This window comes from Tepidiphilus olei, assembly GCF_006980705.1.
Classification (GTDB): Bacteria; Pseudomonadota; Gammaproteobacteria; order Burkholderiales; family Rhodocyclaceae; genus Tepidiphilus; species Tepidiphilus olei.
This window is the reverse complement of record NZ_SBHO01000001.1, coordinates 237,354-254,587: the sequence shown is the minus strand read 5'-3', so window position 1 is coordinate 254,587 and position 17,234 is coordinate 237,354. Positions and strand designations below refer to the sequence as shown.

General features: G+C 65.0%; 17 protein-coding genes. 8 read left to right on the top strand and 9 right to left on the bottom strand.

Translation table 11 applies throughout. The annotated features are described in order from the left end of the window. Nucleotides 1-4: 4 nt before the first annotated feature. The 5 genes from motA to EPD80_RS01240 form a co-directional block, all read right to left on the bottom strand. Entirely contained in the window at nt 5-856 is an 852-nt protein-coding gene (gene motA / locus EPD80_RS01260) for a flagellar motor stator protein MotA (protein WP_142808774.1), read from the bottom strand. Between the two features lie 151 nt (nt 857-1,007). Continuing rightward, nucleotides 1,008-1,580, bottom strand: coding sequence for a flagellar transcriptional regulator FlhC (gene flhC, locus EPD80_RS01255; RefSeq protein WP_142808772.1), 573 nt, complete (start codon nt 1,578-1,580; stop codon nt 1,008-1,010). Further along, nucleotides 1,567-1,911 carry a flagellar transcriptional regulator FlhD gene (locus tag EPD80_RS01250; RefSeq protein ID WP_142808770.1) on the bottom strand — a complete coding sequence of 115 codons (345 nt, stop codon included), beginning with the start codon at nt 1,909-1,911 and terminating at the stop codon, nt 1,567-1,569. Before EPD80_RS01250 ends, flhC begins: the two co-directional genes overlap by 14 nt. Nucleotides 1,912-2,034: 123 nt before the next feature. Continuing rightward, on the bottom strand, nt 2,035-3,678 hold the full coding sequence (locus EPD80_RS01245) for an acyl-CoA synthetase (protein WP_142808768.1): 1,644 nt from the start codon (nt 3,676-3,678) through the stop codon (nt 2,035-2,037). Then, nucleotides 3,659-5,188, bottom strand: coding sequence for a Ppx/GppA phosphatase family protein (locus EPD80_RS01240; RefSeq protein WP_221928762.1), 1,530 nt, complete (start codon nt 5,186-5,188; stop codon nt 3,659-3,661). The genes EPD80_RS01245 and EPD80_RS01240 overlap by 20 nt, the downstream gene beginning before the upstream one ends. Before the next feature lie 119 nt (nt 5,189-5,307). On the opposite strand from EPD80_RS01240, the gene ppk1 reads away from it, so the two are divergent. Continuing rightward, entirely contained in the window at nt 5,308-7,395 is a 2,088-nt protein-coding gene (ppk1, locus tag EPD80_RS01235; protein ID WP_142808766.1) for a polyphosphate kinase 1, read from the top strand. 11 nt (nt 7,396-7,406) lie between these two features. Here the strand turns inward: ppk1 and EPD80_RS01230 are convergent, their stop codons facing one another. Next, nucleotides 7,407-9,593, bottom strand: a complete 2,187-nt coding sequence (locus tag EPD80_RS01230) for a RelA/SpoT family protein (protein WP_142808764.1) — start codon at nt 9,591-9,593, stop codon at nt 7,407-7,409. A gap of 46 nt (nt 9,594-9,639) precedes the next feature. On the opposite strand from EPD80_RS01230, the gene EPD80_RS01225 reads away from it, so the two are divergent. The 3 genes from EPD80_RS01225 (at nt 9,640) to EPD80_RS01215 (ending at nt 12,086) form a co-directional block, all read left to right on the top strand. Further along, nucleotides 9,640-10,575 (top strand): DMT family transporter, encoded by a 936-nt coding sequence (locus EPD80_RS01225; RefSeq protein ID WP_142803465.1) that lies wholly within the window; start codon nt 9,640-9,642, stop codon nt 10,573-10,575. A gap of 2 nt (nt 10,576-10,577) precedes the next feature. Continuing rightward, nucleotides 10,578-11,375, top strand: a complete 798-nt coding sequence (locus EPD80_RS01220) for a M90 family metallopeptidase (RefSeq protein WP_142808762.1) — start codon at nt 10,578-10,580, stop codon at nt 11,373-11,375. A 261-nt stretch (nt 11,376-11,636) separates the two neighbouring features. After that, complete coding sequence (locus tag EPD80_RS01215; RefSeq protein ID WP_142803467.1) at nt 11,637-12,086, top strand: host attachment protein; 450 nt, start codon at nt 11,637-11,639, stop codon at nt 12,084-12,086. Between the two features lie 16 nt (nt 12,087-12,102). Here the strand turns inward: EPD80_RS01215 and thpR are convergent, their stop codons facing one another. From thpR to ispD, 3 genes are read right to left on the bottom strand one after another with little or no spacing between them, the layout of a single operon-like run. Then, nucleotides 12,103-12,639 (bottom strand): RNA 2',3'-cyclic phosphodiesterase, encoded by a 537-nt coding sequence (thpR, locus tag EPD80_RS01210; RefSeq protein WP_142808760.1) that lies wholly within the window; start codon nt 12,637-12,639, stop codon nt 12,103-12,105. Continuing rightward, on the bottom strand, nt 12,632-13,120 hold the full coding sequence (gene ispF / locus EPD80_RS01205) for a 2-C-methyl-D-erythritol 2,4-cyclodiphosphate synthase (RefSeq protein ID WP_142803469.1): 489 nt from the start codon (nt 13,118-13,120) through the stop codon (nt 12,632-12,634). Before ispF ends, thpR begins: the two co-directional genes overlap by 8 nt. Further along, the gene (gene ispD, locus EPD80_RS01200; RefSeq protein ID WP_142808758.1) at nt 13,117-13,809 is read right to left on the bottom strand and encodes a 2-C-methyl-D-erythritol 4-phosphate cytidylyltransferase; all 693 of its coding nucleotides are present in this window, start codon (nt 13,807-13,809) and stop codon (nt 13,117-13,119) included. Before ispD ends, ispF begins: the two co-directional genes overlap by 4 nt. 119 nt (nt 13,810-13,928) lie before the next feature. Here ispD and amrB point away from each other — a divergent pair, with 119 nt between their 5' ends. The 4 genes from amrB to EPD80_RS01180 are packed head-to-tail and all read left to right on the top strand — an operon-like array spanning nt 13,929 to nt 17,194. Further along, on the top strand, nt 13,929-14,756 hold the full coding sequence (gene amrB / locus EPD80_RS01195; protein WP_142803471.1) for an AmmeMemoRadiSam system protein B: 828 nt from the start codon (nt 13,929-13,931) through the stop codon (nt 14,754-14,756). Continuing rightward, on the top strand, nt 14,734-15,324 hold the full coding sequence (gene amrA, locus EPD80_RS01190) for an AmmeMemoRadiSam system protein A (RefSeq protein ID WP_142808756.1): 591 nt from the start codon (nt 14,734-14,736) through the stop codon (nt 15,322-15,324). Before amrB ends, amrA begins: the two co-directional genes overlap by 23 nt. Next, the gene (gene amrS / locus EPD80_RS01185) at nt 15,321-16,394 is read left to right on the top strand and encodes an AmmeMemoRadiSam system radical SAM enzyme (protein ID WP_142803473.1); all 1,074 of its coding nucleotides are present in this window, start codon (nt 15,321-15,323) and stop codon (nt 16,392-16,394) included. The genes amrA and amrS overlap by 4 nt, the downstream gene beginning before the upstream one ends. Before the next feature lie 11 nt (nt 16,395-16,405). Next, on the top strand, nt 16,406-17,194 hold the full coding sequence (locus EPD80_RS01180) for a hypothetical protein (RefSeq protein ID WP_142808754.1): 789 nt from the start codon (nt 16,406-16,408) through the stop codon (nt 17,192-17,194). Nucleotides 17,195-17,234: the final 40 nt, after the last annotated feature.

The following is a 17,234-nucleotide window of genomic DNA, read 5'->3' as shown; positions in this document are numbered from 1 at the left end:
ACCGTCACTTGCGGTTCTTCAGCTCTTCCTCGAGCTGGAAGAAGGTGGGGCGGTCGCGGGTCCACAGCACTTTGCGCCCGAACTCGATGGCGATCTGCGGTGGATAGCCGCTCATGCTGGCGAGCAGAACCACCTTGGCCACCTGGAAGGGCTTGGCGCCATCCTCGACTTTCAGTTCGAGCTGACCGGCGATGGGAGCAACGAATCCGTAGGAGAGCAGGATGCCGAGAAAAGTGCCGACCAGAGCGCCACCGAGCTTTTTACCCAGCACCGCAGGAGGCTCGCCCACCGAACCGAGGACATTCACCACCCCCATGACCGCCACCACGATCCCGAAGGCCGGCAGCGCATCGGCGATCTTGCTCACCAGATGAGGCGGCAGGTGTGCTTCCTGATGGTGCGTCTCCAGCTCCTGATCCATCAGAGTCTCGATCTCGACGGGGTTGAGGCTGCCGCTCACCATCATGCGCAGGTAATCGGTGATGAATTCGACCAGATGGTGATCCTCAAGCACCAGGGGATATTTGCCGAACAGGGCGGAACCCTCGGGGTTATCCACGTCCTGCTCGATCGCCATCAAGCCTTCTTTACGAATCTTGACAAGAATTTCGTAGAGGAGCGAGAGTAACTCGAGGTAAAACCCGCGCGTATAGGGTGACCCCTTGAGGGCGCTGGATAGCCGCCCGAGCACGAGCTTGATGGCTGCGCCGTCGTTGCTGGCGATGAAACTACCGATCATCAAGCCAATGATGGCAACATATTCCGCCGGGACCCACAATGCGACGAGGCTGCCATGGATGGCGTAGGTACCGAAAGCGGACGCGAGTATGATCACATACCCGATCAGTAGAAACACGAAGCCCTCCGTTCGATGCGACTAGTTCCGCTGCACGGGCGAGAAGCGCACGGCACTGCACGCGAGCTGTAATGCTAGCATGAGCAGAGTTCCCTCGACGAAGGGCGAGAGGGCAAAATTTATCCGAACCGTCAGGAGACCGGCCGCGTACTCAGATCGAGGCTTTGGCCAGCCGTTTCTGGCCGCGGGAGATGGCCGCCTTGGCCGACTTGTGGCTGCTGCCTGCGCGCGAGGGCATGTGGCAGATGCCGCAGACGAAGGTCTTGGCCGGCTCATAGGCGTGGGTGAGGAATTCTGCGCCACAGCAAGAGCAGGGCGTGAGCTGCACCAAGTCGGCCTCAAAAAAGCGCAGTAGCGTCCAGGCGCGCGTGACGCTGAGCACCGGATCGGTGCCGATCGCCTCGATCTGGTCGAGATAGAGATGATAGGCGGCGATCAGCGCCTGCACACCTTCGGCGGCTTCGGTGTGGCGCACCCGTCGGTAGAGATTCATGAAGAGGGACGCATGCACGTTGGGCTGCCAGGTCATGAACCAATCGGTGGAGAAAGGCAGCATTCCCTTGGGCGGAGAGGACTGGCGGATCTCTTTGTAGAGCTTGAGGAGGCGCTCACGGCTGAGGGAGATTTCCGCCTCGAGTAACTGCATGCGCGCGCCGAGCCGGATAAGCTCCGCCGCGAGGCGAACCTCGTGGGCTTCCCGCTCGATCGAATCAACTCTCTTCATGATGCCCTCCCGCTTGCTTGGTTTTTTTACGTGGGTTACCGTGCGCCAGAATCGCGGCGTGCAGATTGGCCGTGAGCTCGTCACGCGCCTTCTCCCCGGCCATACGTTCAAGCACTTCGGCATCGAAGCGAAACTGCGGCAAGCCGATCTGCAGACTCGCCATGCGCACGAGCTTGGCCGGGGACAAGGCGGCGATCCAGCGCACCGTTTCTGCCTCCAGGCCGAGCTTCACGGCGGCGGCGATCGGATCGCGCTGCACCATACGCTGCGCCAGCACCAGAAAGCTCAGGTTCAGGTCGCGAATTTCGTCGGCGAAATCCTCATGCTCCATGATTTCCCCCCACGCTCGCTTACAAAATAACACGATGTCGCTGAAATGGCGCGCGGAAAAAGGCGCCGAACGCCCCCTTATTCCGCGCTTGTGGTATGCGTGCAACGCGGGGTGAGATCGAGCTCACTCGAACACTGCGTGCGATCTCGCCTGCTCGCGCAGGAGGTACTTCTGGATCTTGCCGGTCGACGTCTTGGGCACGGGCCCAAAGACGAAGCGCTTGGGCACCTTGAAACCGGCCAGCAGCCTTCGGCAGTGCTGCACGAGTTCCTCTTCGGTCACCGCCGCGCCTTCGCGCAGCTCGACGAAGGCGCAGGGCACCTCGCCCCACTTCGGATCGGGCGCAGCCACCACCGCCGCGGCCACCACCGCCGGATGTTTATAGAGGGCGTCCTCGACCTCGATCGAGGAGATGTTCTCGCCGCCGGAAATGATGATGTCCTTGGCCCGATCCTTGATCTTGACATAACCGTCGGGCTGCATCACGGCCAGATCGCCGGTGTGGTACCAACCGCCGCGGAAAGCCTCTGCCGTCGCCTTGGGGTTCTTCAGATAACCCTTCATGACGAGGTTGCCGCGGAACATGATCTCACCCATGGTCTCGCCATCCCAGGGCACCGGCTGCATAGTGTCCGGATCCATGACCGTGATGGCCTCCTGGGCGTGGTAACGCACGCCCTGGCGACCATTGAGCCGCACCTGCTCTTCGAGCGGCAGGCTCGCCCAGTGCTCGTGCTTGGCGCACACCGCCGCCGGCCCGTAGGTTTCGGTAAGCCCATAGACGTGGGTGATGTCGAAGCCGATCTTGGCCATCGCTTCGATCATGGCCGCCGGCGGCGGCGCGGCAGCCACCAAGCCGGAGACCTTGTGCGTGATCCCCTTGCGCCAGGTGTCGGGAGCATTGGCGATCATGGAGTGCACGATGGGCGCACCACAGTAGTGCGTCACCTTGTGCTCGGCGATCAGCTCGAGGATGAGGCGCGGATCGACGCGGCGTAGGCAGACGTTGGTGCCGGCGTTGGCGGCCATGGTCCAGGGGAAGCACCAGCCGTTGCAGTGGAACATCGGCAGGGTCCACAGATACACCGAGTGCGGCGGCATTCCCCAGGAGACGATGTTGCTGAAGGCGTTGAGATAGGCCCCGCGGTGGTGATAGACCACGCCCTTGGGGTTGCCGGTGGTGCCGGAAGTGTAGTTGAGGGAGATCGCGTCCCATTCGTCCTGGGGGTATTCGAGGACGAAGTCGGGATTGCCCTGGGCGATGAATTCCTCGTACTCGATCCGACCGAGCCGCTCGCCGGGGCCGGTGTATTCCGAGTCGTCCACGTCGATGACGACGAGATCGGGGCGATGGGCGATGCGGATCGCCTCTTTCACCATCTTGGAATACTCGCGATCGGTGATGAGCACCTTGGCCTCGCCGTGGTTGAGGATGAAAGCCACGGTTTCGGGGTCGAGCCGGATGTTGATGGTGTTGAGCACCGCGCCGCAGCCGGGCACGCCGAAATGGCATTCGTACATCTCGGGCGTATTGTTGAGGATCACCGCCACCGTGTCGTTCTTCTTCACCCCGAGCTGGCGCAGGGCGGAGGCGAGCCGCCGGGCGCGCTCCTCGACCTGTTTCCAGGTATAGCGGCGCTTGCCATGGATGACGGCGGTGCGCTCGGGGTAGATGTAGGCCGAGCGGGACAGGAAGGTGAGCGGCGTGAGCGGCACGTAGTTGGCCGGGGTCTTGTCCAGCCCCATCTCATAGGGGTTGACCGTCATGTCGTTCTCCTGGGTGGTTGAGTGTTTCGGAAAGCGGGTCGAGGCGCAGCGGCATGCCGACGCTCGCCCATTGCACGGTCTCGTCTTCGAGGGCGGCGCGGGTGAGCGGATGGCGTCGCAGGAAAGCAGCCGGCAATTGTAAGGCATAGCCCTTGCCTTCGCGCCTCGCGCGCAGGCGCTCGAAGCACTTGCCGTCGCGGGCCCGATGCAGCACGGCGGCGATGCGCAGCGCGAAAATGAGATCCCAGTGCGGAGAACCGGGTGGGAGTTCGGCGAGCCGATCGAGCTTGCCGCGATGGCTCAAGACGAGGCGGGCGAGTTGTGCCTGCTCCATGCGGGAAAAACCCGGCATATCGGCGTGCGCGAGGATGTAGGCGCCGTGCTTGTGATGACTGGCGTGGGCAATGGATAGCCCGATTTCATGCAGACGCGCTGCCCACGAGAGCATTCGTCGGTCGGGGTGCTCCTCGAAGGCGAGCTCGGGCCGCAAATCGAGCGCGAGGCCGAGGGCGGTCGTCTCTACACGGCCGGCGTGCAGACGATCCACGCCATAGCGTTCCATGAATCGCTCGACCGAGGATTCGCGGATGTCCTGGTGGTGATGGCGACCGAGCAAATCGTAGAGGACTCCCAGGCGCAAAGCCCCTTCGGAGAATCGCATCGATTCCAGGTCCAACACCTCGAAAGCCGCGGCCATGATCGCCACCGCCCCGGGAAAAACCGGCTGGCGATCGCGTTTTAGCCCTTTGAGCCGGGCGAGTGCGTCGATCGAACCCAGGTCTACCAGGGCCTTGACCAGCTGCTTCAGCCCATTGCGCGTAATTTCGTCTCGACTCCACCCCTGGGCGACGAGCACATCGCGGATCGCCTTGGCCGATCCGCTAGAACCCACGGCCCTCTCCCACCCCAAGGTCCGGAAGGGGTGCGCGATCGCCTCGATCTCCTTGGCGGCCGCGAGCCGCGCCGCGCGAAAGCGCCCCTCGGTGATTTTGCCATCGGGGAAAAAACGCAGGCTATGAGAGACGCAGCCCATGTAGAGACTTTCGAGCAAAATGGGCTGAAAACCGCGGCCGATGATCACCTCGGTCGAGCCACCACCGATGTCGATGACGAAGGTTTGACGCTGGGGATCGGGCACGGCATGCGCCACGCCCAAGTAGATGAGGCGTGCCTCTTCCCTTCCGGAAATGATCTCGATGGCATGGCCAAGCACCCCTTCTCCCTGAAGGACGAATTCAGGGGCGTTGCGTGCCACCCGCAGGGCATTCGTGCCCACGGTGCGCACCGCCTCGGGAGGAAATCCCCGAAGCCGCTCGGCGAATCCAGCCAAAGCCGCCAAGCCGCGGGCGAAGGAGGCTGCATCCAGCCGCTTGTCGGCTCCGAGTCCAGCAGCAAGGCGCACGGAGACTTTGAGGTCATCGACGGGGTAGAGCAGATCCCCGTCTACGCGGGCGATTTCGAGGCGAAAGCTGTTCGAGCCGAGATCGACGGCAGCCAGATGCGAGAACAAACCTGGACCCTCGGGCAATGAAGGAAGGAATTGTAACGCCGATGCGATGGAAGCGGATGCGGGAACGCGATATGATCCAGGTGAAAAGTAATCCACCCGCATCGACCCCGGAGCGACGCATGCCCGCATTCCTCCAGCGACCGCCGAAGACCTTCCCCTCGGAACACTTCTTCAACCGTGACCTGTCGCTATTGCAGTTCCAACGCCGCGTGCTCTCCAATGCCGCCGAAACCTCGATACCGCTGCTCGAGCGTCTGCGTTTTCTGTGCATCGTTTCGAGCAACCTCGACGAATTCTTCGAGATCCGCGTCGCAGGTCTGAAAGAGCAACGGCGCCAGGGAGTGACTCGCCCCGGCATCGACGGCATCCCGATCGAAGATCTGCTCGAGCAGATCAGCGCCGAGGTCCATTCCCTCGTCGCGCGGCAATACGCCTTGCTCAACCATGAAATCCTGCCCGCTCTGGCCAAGGAAGGGATCGTCTTCCTACGCCGAAACGAGTGGAACGAGGCACAACGGCGCTGGATCGAGGAATACTTCCGCACCCAGGTACAACCACTGCTCACCCCCATCGGGCTCGATCCGGCGCACCCCTTCCCTCGCGTGCTCAACAAGAGCCTCAACTTCGCCATCGAGCTCGAAGGAACCGACGCTTTCGGACGCGCCTCGGGGCGCGCCATCGTGCAGGCCCCACGGGCGCTGCCGCGCGTCATCCGCCTGCCCAAAGAGGTGAGCGAGCACCCCTACGCCTTCGTCTTCCTCTCGGCGGTGATCCACGAGCACGTCGATCTGCTCTTCCACGGCATGGAGATCAAGGGTTGCTACCAGTTCCGCGTCACCCGCAACTCCGACCTCTTCCTCGACGAAGAAGAAATCAAAGACCTGCGCGACACGCTCAAGGAAGAGCTGCAGCACCGTCACTTCGGCGACGCGGTACGGCTGGAGGTGGCGGAGAATTGTTCCGAGCAGATGGCGCAGTTCCTGTTGGAGCATTTCCACCTCACGCCCAAAGACCTCTACCGCGTGCCCGGCATCGTCAATCTGGTGCGCCTCATGTCCATTCCCGACCTGGTCGACCGGCCGGACCTGAAGTATCGCCCGTTCCAACCCCGCATCCCGCGCGAGCTCTCGCGGCCGCTGGACATCTTCCGCGTCTTGCGCCGCCAGGACGTCTTGCTGCACCATCCCTACGAGAGCTTCGAGCCGGTGATCAACTTCCTCAAGGTGGCGGCCGACGATCCCAACGTGATGGCCATCAAGATGACGGTGTACCGCACCGGTACCGACTCGGTGCTGATGGAGCACCTCATTCGCGCCGCGCAACGGGGCAAGGAAGTGACGGTGGTGCTGGAGCTGATGGCGCGATTCGACGAAGAAGCCAACATCCAATGGGCGAACCGCCTGCACGACGCCGGGGCACACGTGGTCTATGGCATCTTCGGGTTCAAGACGCACGCCAAGCTCTTGATGATCGTGCGCCGCGAGGAAGGCAAACTGCGACGCTACTGCCACCTCGGCACGGGCAACTATCATCCCCGCACCAGCCGCCTGTACACCGACTTCGGTCTGATGACGGCCGACGAGGTCATCGGGCAGGACGTCTCCGAGATCTTCGATTCGATCACCGGTCTGGGCAAGCCGGGCAAGCTGCATCATCTGTGGCAGGCGCCCTTCGCCCTGCACGAGAACGTGCTCGCGCACATCCGCGCCGAAGCCGACGCCGCCGCTGCCGGTCGCAAGGGGCGCATCATCGCCAAGATGAACGCGCTGCTCGAGCCGGAGGTGATCGAGGCCCTCTACGAAGCCTCCCAGGCAGGCGTGGAGATCGATCTCATCGTGCGCGGCGCATGCGCGCTGCGCCCCGGTGTGAGCGGGCTCTCCGAAAGGATCCGGGTACGCTCCATCGTCGGGCGCTTCCTCGAACACCACCGCATCTTCTATTTCCATGCAGATGGCGAGCAGAAGGTGTACCTCTCTAGCGCCGACTGGATGGAGCGCAATTTCTTCCGCCGCGTCGAGGTGGCCGTTCCCGTGCTCGACCCCAAGCTCAAGCGCCGCGTCATCAAGGAGGGATTGCGCATCTATCTCCTCGACAACGCCCAAGCTTGGGAACTGGACGTCGACGGGCGTTACCGCCTGAAGCACGCCCGGCGGCAGCGTCGGGCGGCGCAGGAGATCCTGCTGCAGGAATTGGCCAAGACCGTATAACGCCCCGCCGATCAGCGGCGGCGTACTTCCAGCACGTCGGGTACGGTGCGCAGCGCCGCGATCGCGCTGGCGAGCCGTTCGGCGTCCGGCGTCTCCACGGTGAAGTTCATCCGCGCACGGTGCTGCGTGGTCAAGGTCTGCACGGCCGTGACGTTGAGGCGCTGCACCGTAAACACCTCGCTCACGTCGCGCAGCAGCCCCTGGCGGTCGTGCGCCTCGATCTGGATCTCGACCGGATAGGCGCGACGCGGACCGGTGCCGGCGGCGGCCTCGTTCCATTGGGCGGTCACGAGCCGTTCGGGATGGCGCAGGCTCAGCTCGAGAAGATCCCGACAGTCGGCGCGGTGGATCGTCACCCCCCTGCCCCGCGTGACGAAACCGACGATCTCGTCGGGCGGCATGGGGTGGCAGCAGCGCGCGAGCGTGGTCAGAAGGCCGCTCTGCCCCCCCACGAGGATCGCCCCGCCAGCGCGGGCCGACGGCGCGTGCAGCGGCACCGTGACCGGCCCGACCGGAGATTCGGCCACGGCCGGCTGCAACGCCTGCACGATGGCCCGCGGCCCGACCTCGCCGCGGGCGGCGGCGCGGTAAAGCGCCTCGGGCGACTTGAACCCGAGCCGCTCGGCGAGTTTCTCGAGATTGGTGCGGCTGTGCCCCTCGCGCTGCAGTTCCCGCTCCACCAGCGAGCGCCCGCGGGCAAGGAGCTCCGCCTCCTGTTGCTGGGCGAACCAGGCGCGAATCTTGGCGCGCGCCGTCTTCGTTTTGACGTAACCCAGCGCCGGATTGAGCCAGTCGCGCGAAGGACCGCCTTCCTTGGCGGTGATCACTTCCACCGTCTGCCCCGAACGCAAAGGGGTGTCGAGCGGCACGAGCTGACCGTCGACGCGCGCGCCGCGGCAGCGATGGCCGACGTCGGTGTGGATGCGGTAGGCGAAGTCGACCGGTGTGGCCCCTTGGGGCAGATCGATGACTCGACCGGTGGGAGTGAGCACGAAAATGGCATCGTCGTGCACCGCATGGCGCACGCGATCGGCCCATTCGCTGCTATCGACCACCTCGTCGCGCCAGGCAAGCAGCGAGCGTAGAAGGGCGATCTTCTGGTCGTAGGGCGAGACCTTGGCCGCCCCTTCCTTGTAGCGCCAATGCGCCGCCACGCCGAATTCGGCATGGCGATGCATCTCGAAAGTGCGGACCTGGACTTCGAGCGGCCGGCCGTCTTCGGCGCGCACGGCGGTGTGCAAGGATTGATAGCCGTTCGGCTTGGGTCGGGCGATGTAGTCGTCGAACTCCCCGGGAATCGGCGGCCACAGCTCATGCACGCGACTCAGGACCGCATAGCAGTCGGCCACCGCCGGTACCAGCACCCGAACCGCGCGCACGTCATAGACCTGCGAGAAATCGAGCCCTTTCTTGCGCATCTTGTTCCAGATGCTGTAGATGTGCTTGGCGCGACCATAGACCTCGGCACCGGCGATGCCGAGCGCCGCCACTTCGGCCGAGAGCCGCTGCACCACGCGGGCGACGAATGCCTCGCGCTCGAGCCGGCGCTCGTCGAGCAGGCGGGCGATGCGCTTGTAGGTCTCGGGTTCGAGGAAGCGAAAAGAGAGGTCCTCGATCTCCCACTTGATCTGCCCCACACCGAGGCGGTTCGCCAGCGGCGCATAGAGCGCCAGGCTCTCGCGGGCGTAATCTACCCGCGCCGGCGTCTCTTCGCCCGCGCTGGTGAACCAGCGCAGGGTCTGTAGACGGGAGGCCAGACGCAGCAGCACCACGCGGATGTCCTCGACCAGTGCGAGCAACATCTTGCGCAGCGTCTCGGTCTGGGCCGCGTCGTCCGCCCCCGCCGGCAGGCGCAAGCCTTCGAGGCGCTGCAGGCCGCGCAGCAACCGTGGCACGTCGGCATCGAAGCGCGAGGTGACCCATTCGAAATGCTCCGGCGCCCGTACCGGCACGGCGTAGAGCAAACCGGCGATGCGCGAGGCCGGGTCGAGCCGCAGTTCGGCGGCGATGAGCGCCACCGCCACCGCATGATCGAAGACCGGTTCACCGGTAGACAAACGTAGCTCGGCGAACACGCCCCGGGCGAACTCATGGGCCTCGCGCACCGCCTCGGCCTGTTCGACGGACAAACCCTCCGTGAGGGCCGCGAGCGCGAGATCGGGCGCCTGGGCGGCGAGCGTCAGTTGAGTGGCGACCATGATTTCGTGCGAAACTATCCTTGGAACCGTAAGCGGGGAGATTTCGATGCGCGAGCGCCGCGCGCCCTCTTTTGCCGTTGCCCATCCCTACCTCTTGCTTACCCTCGCCGTAGCCTTCTGGTCGAGCAACATGATCGTCGGACGAGCGATCCGCGACGAGGTTCCCCCCGTGACGCTCGCGTTGGGCCGCTGGATCGTCGCCTTCCTCCTGGCTCTGCCCTGGGCATTGCCGCCGCTGCGGCGACAATGGGCGGCGGTACGCCGGCATTGGGCGATCCTGGCGCTTCTGGGGATTCTGGGAGTAGGATGTTATAACACATTTGCCTACCTGGCGCTACGGCACACGAGCGCAACCAACGCGGCGATGCTCAATTCCTTCACGCCGGTGGCGACGATGCTGCTCGCCGCCGCCGTGCTCGGGCATCGCCTCACGCGTCGACAGATGCTGGGCGTGCTGGTCTCGCTCGCCGGTGTGCTCACCATCGTCGCCCAAGGGCACTGGGGCGTGCTCGCCTCGCTGTCGTTCAACCGCGGCGACCTGTGGATGCTGGGCGCCGTGGCGGTGTGGGGCGTCTATACCGTGGCGCTGCACCGTCGGCCGACGGAGATCGATCCCATGGCACAGCTGGCGGTGTTCATCGCCGTGGGCATCCTCGTGCTGTTGCCTTTCGGACTGTGGGAATGGCGCAATGGTCCGCCGCTGCGCTGGCACCTCGAACCGCTGCTCGCCATCGTCTATGTCGGCATCTTTCCGGGCTTTCTCGGCATGGTGTGCTACAACGCCGGCGTGGCGGTGGTCGGTCCCGGTATCGGCAGCCTCTTCCTGCATCTGATGCCCGCACTCACGCCGCTCTTTGCTTTCATTTTTCTCGGCGAGCGGCCGGCGTGGTATCACGCCGTGGGGATCGTCGCCATCCTCGCAGGGATCCTGCTCGCCACGGGTCGGGTACGCGTACCGCAGAGCCGGAACGAAAGGGCTTGACCATGCCTGCCTGGATCGATGCCTTGCGCCGCCTCTGGCGTTCGCGCCGGGAACATGCCGAACCGGACGAGACTTTCTGGAACGCAGTCGAGAACACTCTCCCTTTTTTACGCAACATCCCTCCGACGGCGCACGAGCGGGTACGTCGCCTCGCCGCCCGTTTCCTCGCCACCAAGACCTTCTACGGGGCGCACGGGCTACCCATCACCGACCTGATCGCCGGCAGCATCGCCTGGCAGGCCGCGCTGGTGGCCCACCGCACGGGCTTGGGCATCTACGACGACTTCGTCGGGGTCATCGTCTATCCCGAACCCTTTCGCGTGCGCCGCCACCTCGCCGACGAGATCGGGCTGGTGCATGAATTCGACGACGAACTCTACGGCGAAACCTGGGAAGGCGGTCCGGTCATCGTGAGTTGGGGCACGGGCGAGGAGGAAGGGATGCAGGTGGTGCTGCACGAATTCGCCCACCGTTTGGACCTCGCCGACGGGGCGCTCGACGGCGTGCCGCTCCTGCCGCCCTCCCTGCCGCGCGCCCGCTGGGAACGGGTGATGGAAGACGCGCTGCGGCGGCTGCAAGACGAGCTCGATGCCGGAAAGTCCCCACCGCTCGACCCCTATGCCGAAGAAGGGCCGGAAGAATTCTTTCCCGTGGCGACGGAGACTTTCTTCGCTCAACCGGAAGCGCTCGCCGCCTGGGATCCGGCCCTTTTCGCCGCCCTGTGTGAGGTCTATGGGATGTATCCCTCTCCATCCGACAGAGCCACCCCCCATGGCCCGCACACGACGCGATCCCCCTGACCCCTCTCTGGCGTGGAAGGCAGTGCGAAAAACCCCTCGCGCACGCTTACCTGGCAAGGCACTCGAAGCGCAAGATGCGACGCTCCATCTGGATAGGCAAGCCAAGCGAGTATCCGGCATCAGAGAAAGCCGTCATGGACCGCGCAGCAGGTTGGTCGAGGCACCCTGGACTTTTACCGCGAAACCGCCTAACCTAACCAAGGAGGACATCGTCCCGCACACGCACCGTTAGATTCATATACCATAAAAAGGAGCCGAAACATGAAAAAAACCTGGGTTCTCGTCGCCAATGCGAGCGTGGCCAAGTTCTACGAATTCCTCGGCTTCAAGTCCGGTGTGCAGCTCATCGAGACCCACGAACACCCCGAAAGCCGCCTGCCCACCCGCGAATTGATCACCGACAACCTTCCTTTTCCCGGAACGGGTAGCGACAAGCCACCGCACACGGGTGAGCCCCCCCTTCCACCCAAGAAAGTGGAAGCAGCCCGCTTTGCAATCGATATCGCACGCCGGCTGCGGGAGGCTCGCCTCGAGCATCAACTCGAGCAAATCATCCTGATGGGCCCGGCGAACTTCCTGGCGATGGTCAAGGAGCACCTCGACGAGCCCACGCGCAAGATCCTGGTGCGCGACGTGGAGAAGGACTACACCAAGGCCGACGACAAGACCATCGCCGAGAAGGCGGCCGAGGCGCTGCTGCCGCCCGCATGAGCCGCATCGAGCCGGTTCAGGAAAATTCGCCCGCCGTCAGATAACGCAGTCCCTCTGGCCCCGATTCGGAGCGGATCAGGCGAAAACCGGCGGCGGGCCAATGGATCGGCAAGCACACGCCAAGCCCCGAGGCGTCGAATGCTTCGGGGCTTACTTTTCGCGCGAGCGTCACGTGCGGGCGAAACGGCCGACGCTCCACCTTTGCACCCAAAGCGCGCGATTCCTGGGCCAGACGCTCGACGAAACGCGCCCATGCGCCTTGCGGCGGCGGGCCGCTCAAGCACGCCACCCTGGGTTTTGCCCAACACTCGAAACGCTCGAGCACGAGCGGTTCGTCTGGCGGAGCGCCCATCGCCGCGCCCAGTGCGAGAAAGGCACCCAAGCGCTCACGCGGCACCCCCCCGAGAAAAACGAGCGTCAGATGCAGCCGTTCGGGCGGCACGACCTTCACGCCCCTTCGCCCTCGCGCCCAACGGCGCGTCGCTTCGTACCACGCCTGCGCCCAGGTTCGCGGAGGCCACAGTGCGTAGAAAAGCCGTATGTCGTCAGGCACGGCCCCCCTCGCCTTCGAGCAAAACCACCACCTGGGCCGCCACCCCTTCGCCGCGGCCGGTGAAACCGAGCCCCTCGGTGGTCTTGCCCTTCACCTGGATCGCGGCCGGCGGGGCGTCGAGCAAGCCGGCGATCGTCGCCTTCATCTGCGGCACCCAAGGGGCGATGCGCGGCCGACGGCAGATCACCACGGCGTCGAGGTTGCCCAGACGCCATCCCGCCGCCCGCACCGCCGCCCAGGCCTGCGCGAGCAGCCCCCGGCTGTCGGCACCGGCATGGCGCGCATCGCTGTCGGGAAACCACGAACCGATGTCGCCCAAGCCCGCCGCGCCCAGCACCGCATCGGTGACCGCGTGCAGCAGCACGTCGGCGTCCGAATGCCCGAGCAAGCCCTCGGCGTGGGCGATCTCCACCCCGCCGATCACGCAGCGCCTGCCCGGCACCAAGGCGTGCACGTCGAACCCCAACCCCACTCGGATCATGCTTCCTCCTGCAGCCTCAGGATCGCCGCGGCGAGCGCCAGATCGCCCGGCCGCGTCACCTTCAGGTTCATCGGATCGCCCTCCACCAGTTTCGGCGCCAAACCCATCGCCTCCACGGCGCTCGCCTCGTCCGTCACTTCGGGATGGCGTTCGAGCGCCATGCGCAATACGGCGAAGCGAAACATCTGCGGCGTCTGGGCGAGCCACAGCCCCTCGCGCGGCACGGTCGCAGCCACACGGCCGCGGGTATCGGCGCGCTTGACGGTATCGGCAACCGGCACGGCGAGAAGACCGCCCACCTCGTCGCGCCCCAGCACCTCGGCCAACTGCGTCAAGTATTCCCCGCGCAGGCAGGGGCGTGCCGCATCGTGCACCATCACCCAGTCGTCGGGCCTCGCCCCGCGGGCGGAGAGCACACGCAAGGCATTGCCCACGGTCGCACTGCGCGTGGGTCCGCCGCAGAAGAGCGGCTCGACCTTGGGCCCCAGATCCGACCAATCGTAGCAGCGCCAGTGGGCGTCGTCGACCGCCAGCGCCACGAGCACGCGGTCGATCCATTCGGGTTCGGCCAAGCGTGCGAGCGTGTACCACAAGAGCGGCCGCCCGGCGAGTTCGGCGTATTGTTTGGGCAAGGCCAAACCGCTGCGCCGCCCCACTCCGGCCGCCGGCACGATGGCCGTCACCCGCATGATCCTTCCTTTCGCACTTTTTCCGCCCCCCCTTGCCGCGCGAACTATAATGAGCCGGTAACGAATCCGCTAGTACGAACCACCTTCGTTCCTTTGCCGTACCACGCAGGACCAACATCATGGCTGCACGAACCATTCGTCCCCCCGCCGTGAGCGGGCTCTTCTACCCCGCTTCGGCGCGCAGTCTGCAGGCGACGCTAGCCGCACACTTTGCCCGCGCCACGCCTGCCTCGCTGCCGGCAGCGCCAAAGGCCCTGATCGTGCCGCACGCCGGCTACGATTATTCGGGAATCGTCGCCGCCAGCGGCTACAACCAGCTCACCCCTTTTGCATCGCGCATCCGGCGCGTCGTGCTCTTCGGCCCGGCGCATCGCGTTCCCCTGCTCGGATTGGCGCTACCGCAGGCGAGCGCGTTTCGCACACCGCTCGGCGACGTTCCTCTCGACATGCACGCATGGAACGAAGCCTTGAAATTGCCGCAGGTGGAAGTCTCGGATCGGGCCCATGAGCTCGAGCACAGCCTGGAAGTGCAGCTCCCCTTCCTGCAGAGCATTTTACCGAGTTTCACCCTGGTTCCCTTCGTCGTCGGCTGGACCGACCCGGCCCATGTCGCCCGCGTGATGGAGGCGCTCTGGGATGGGCCCGAGACGCTCATCCTCGTGAGCTCCGACCTCTCGCACTACCACCCCTACGACGAAGCCCGCGCCCTCGATCAGGCCACGATCGAGCGCATCCTACAGGGCGACGCGACGATCACGCCGGACGATGCCTGTGGGGCGATCGCCATCGACGGGCTGCTGCTCGCCGCCCGGCGTCGCCAGCTCCAACCCCACGTCATTGCCTATTGCAACAGCGGCGACACTTTTGGCGACCGGGACCGGGTCGTCGGCTACACCAGCATCGCCTTCACCGAGGAGGTTCGCCATGGAGCCGAAGCCATCCATTGAGGTCGACGAGCGGCTCGGGCAGGTGCTGCTCGCCCATGCCCGTGCCGCCATCACCGAGCATCTCACCGGTCGTCGCCTGCCCCGGCCGGAAGATCCGCGGCTCGACGAACCCGGTGCCACCTTCGTCACGCTCACCGAAGAAGGAGAACTGCGGGGCTGCATCGGCTCGGTGCGCGCCCAACGACCGCTGCGCCGGGATATCGCCGAGAATGCGATCGCCGCCGCCACACGCGATCCTCGCTTTCCACCCGTCACGGCCGACGAGCTGCCCCTCATCCGCATCGAGGTGTCGCTGCTCTCGCCGCTCGAATTCCTCGAATTCCGTGACGAGGAAGATCTGTTGGCGCAACTTCGGCCGGGCATCGATGGTCTGATGATCTTCTCGGGGTGCAATTCGGCCACCTTTCTGCCCCAAGTGTGGGAAGAGATCCCCAATCCGCACCATTTTCTCGCCGCCCTCAAGCTCAAGGCGGGGCTCGACCCGCGCCGCCCCGCGCGCAACCTCATGGCCGCACGCTACACGGTAGCCAAATGGAAAGAACCCTTGCCCGCCGGAGCCGTGCAATGAACGCCCCTGCCCGTTTCTACCGTCCGCTGCCCGACGGGCGCCTCGAATGCATCCTGTGCCCGCGCCGCTGCAAACTGCGTGAGGGACAGCACGGCGCTTGCCTCGTGCGCGCCAACCTCGGCGGCCAGATGGTGCTCACCACCTACGGCCGATCGAGCGGCTTCTGCATCGACCCCATCGAGAAGAAGCCGCTCAACCACTTCTACCCCGGCACGGCGGTACTCTCCTTCGGCACCGCCGGCTGCAACCTCGCCTGCAAATACTGCCAGAACTGGTCGATTTCGGCGGCCAAGGAGCTCGACGCCACGCTGGACGACTCCGGCACGCCCGAGGCCATCGTGGCAGCGGCGCTCGCCTACGGTGCCCAGGGGCTCGCCTTCACCTACAACGATCCGATCATCTTTGCCGAATACGCGATCGACTGTGCCGAACTCGCCCGCAAGCACCAGCTCTATACGGTGGCCGTGACCAACGGCTACATCGAGCCCGGCGCCCGCGAGGAATTCTTCGCGGCGATGGACGCGGCCAACGTCGACCTCAAAGGATTCACCGAGGAGTTCTATTTCCGCTACTGTGGCGGCAAACTCCAGCCGGTGCTCGATACCTTGCGTTACCTCGTGCACCAGACCGACGTCTGGGTCGAGATCACCACGCTCCTCATCCCCGGTCTCAACGACAGCGAAAACGAGATTCGGGCCTTGTCGCGCTGGGTGCGCGACGAGCTCAAAACCACCGTTCCGCTGCACTTCACCGCCTTCTTCCCCGCCTTCAAGATGCTCGATCGGCCACCCACCCCGCCGCAGACCCTGGTGCGGGCACGCGCCATCGCCCGCGAAGAAGGGCTCGCCTACGTCTATACCGGCAACGTCCGCGATCGGGAGGGTTCGACGACCTACTGCCCCGACTGCGGTACCCGGCTGATCGAGCGCGACGGCTACGTCATCACCCGCTATGCGCTCACGCCCGAGGGGCACTGTCCCGCTTGCGGCCGGGAGATCGAGGGGCGTTTCGCTCGCGCCCCGGGACACTTCGGCAACCGGCGCATCCCCATCGTACTCGGCGCCGGGTGAGGGAGCCTGGCATGACTTCCCCGTCTCCTTCCCGCACAGAAGCACCCGATGCCCCTGACATGGGATCGCCATCCCCCGCAGGGAACGACGGGTACCGCGAGCGACCATCGCGAACGGCTGCAGGGCAGCGAGAAAATCGCGCCACCTGGGCATTCTGCGTCCAAGCGCTGCGGCTCAAAGTCGGCGAGCGCTCGTGGATCGACGTCTCGTTCGCACTCCCCGAATCGACACGTGCCTTCGTCCTCATCCTCGAGACCGGAAACGATGCTGCCCAAAGCCAGGCATTGGCGCAAGCACTCACGGCACGAGGGTTCGGCACACTGACCGTTTGCCTGCTCACCCCCAACGAATGCGCCGATGCCGAAGAGATCGCCTGGCACGTCAACGACCTCGGCGAGCGCGCCGCCACCGTGCTCGAATGGCTGCACCATCAACCGTTTCGTGGCAACCTGCCTCTGGCTGCGGTGGGCTGGCGCACCGCAGCCGCCGTGTCGATCCGTCTCGCGGCGCGTGAAGACCAAACTTTTTACGCCCTCTCTTGTCCCCTGGGAAGAATCGATCTGGCGGGCGCAGCGCCCCTCGTCAGCTTGACTACGCCAATCTTGCTCATGACCTCCTCTGCCGACGACGACAAACCGAACACTGCCGCATGGCCCCATATCGGAGCACCCAAACGCTGGGAACGCTTGCCTCCCCCACCGCCCAAAGGGCCGTGGCTGGAGGCGATCGCACTCACCTGCGAGTGGTTCGAGCGTCACCTGCCGCACACTCCTTCGACCCAGACCGTGCCGGCGGGTTAGAATTCCGCCCTCTACCTTCTTTTGCCCCGATTCCACTTCC

What these genes read in the sequence shown, in the direction of transcription:
- flhC (WP_142808772.1), bottom strand. Translation starts at nt 1,580, where the DNA reads ATGAAGAGAGTTGATTCGATCGAGCGGGAAGCCCACGAGGTTCGCCTC.
- EPD80_RS01250 (WP_142808770.1), bottom strand. Translation starts at nt 1,911, where the DNA reads ATGGAGCATGAGGATTTCGCCGACGAAATTCGCGACCTGAACCTGAGC.
- EPD80_RS01245 (WP_142808768.1), bottom strand. Translation starts at nt 3,678, where the DNA reads ATGACGGTCAACCCCTATGAGATGGGGCTGGACAAGACCCCGGCCAAC.
- ppk1 (WP_142808766.1), top strand. Translation starts at nt 5,308, where the DNA reads ATGCCCGCATTCCTCCAGCGACCGCCGAAGACCTTCCCCTCGGAACAC.
- EPD80_RS01230 (WP_142808764.1), bottom strand. Translation starts at nt 9,593, where the DNA reads ATGGTCGCCACTCAACTGACGCTCGCCGCCCAGGCGCCCGATCTCGCG.
- EPD80_RS01225 (WP_142803465.1), top strand. Translation starts at nt 9,640, where the DNA reads ATGCGCGAGCGCCGCGCGCCCTCTTTTGCCGTTGCCCATCCCTACCTC.
- EPD80_RS01220 (WP_142808762.1), top strand. Translation starts at nt 10,578, where the DNA reads ATGCCTGCCTGGATCGATGCCTTGCGCCGCCTCTGGCGTTCGCGCCGG.
- EPD80_RS01215 (WP_142803467.1), top strand. Translation starts at nt 11,637, where the DNA reads ATGAAAAAAACCTGGGTTCTCGTCGCCAATGCGAGCGTGGCCAAGTTC.
- ispF (WP_142803469.1), bottom strand. Translation starts at nt 13,120, where the DNA reads ATGATCCGAGTGGGGTTGGGGTTCGACGTGCACGCCTTGGTGCCGGGC.
- ispD (WP_142808758.1), bottom strand. Translation starts at nt 13,809, where the DNA reads ATGCGGGTGACGGCCATCGTGCCGGCGGCCGGAGTGGGGCGGCGCAGC.
- amrB (WP_142803471.1), top strand. Translation starts at nt 13,929, where the DNA reads ATGGCTGCACGAACCATTCGTCCCCCCGCCGTGAGCGGGCTCTTCTAC.
- amrA (WP_142808756.1), top strand. Translation starts at nt 14,734, where the DNA reads ATGGAGCCGAAGCCATCCATTGAGGTCGACGAGCGGCTCGGGCAGGTG.
- amrS (WP_142803473.1), top strand. Translation starts at nt 15,321, where the DNA reads ATGAACGCCCCTGCCCGTTTCTACCGTCCGCTGCCCGACGGGCGCCTC.
- EPD80_RS01180 (WP_142808754.1), top strand. Translation starts at nt 16,406, where the DNA reads ATGACTTCCCCGTCTCCTTCCCGCACAGAAGCACCCGATGCCCCTGAC.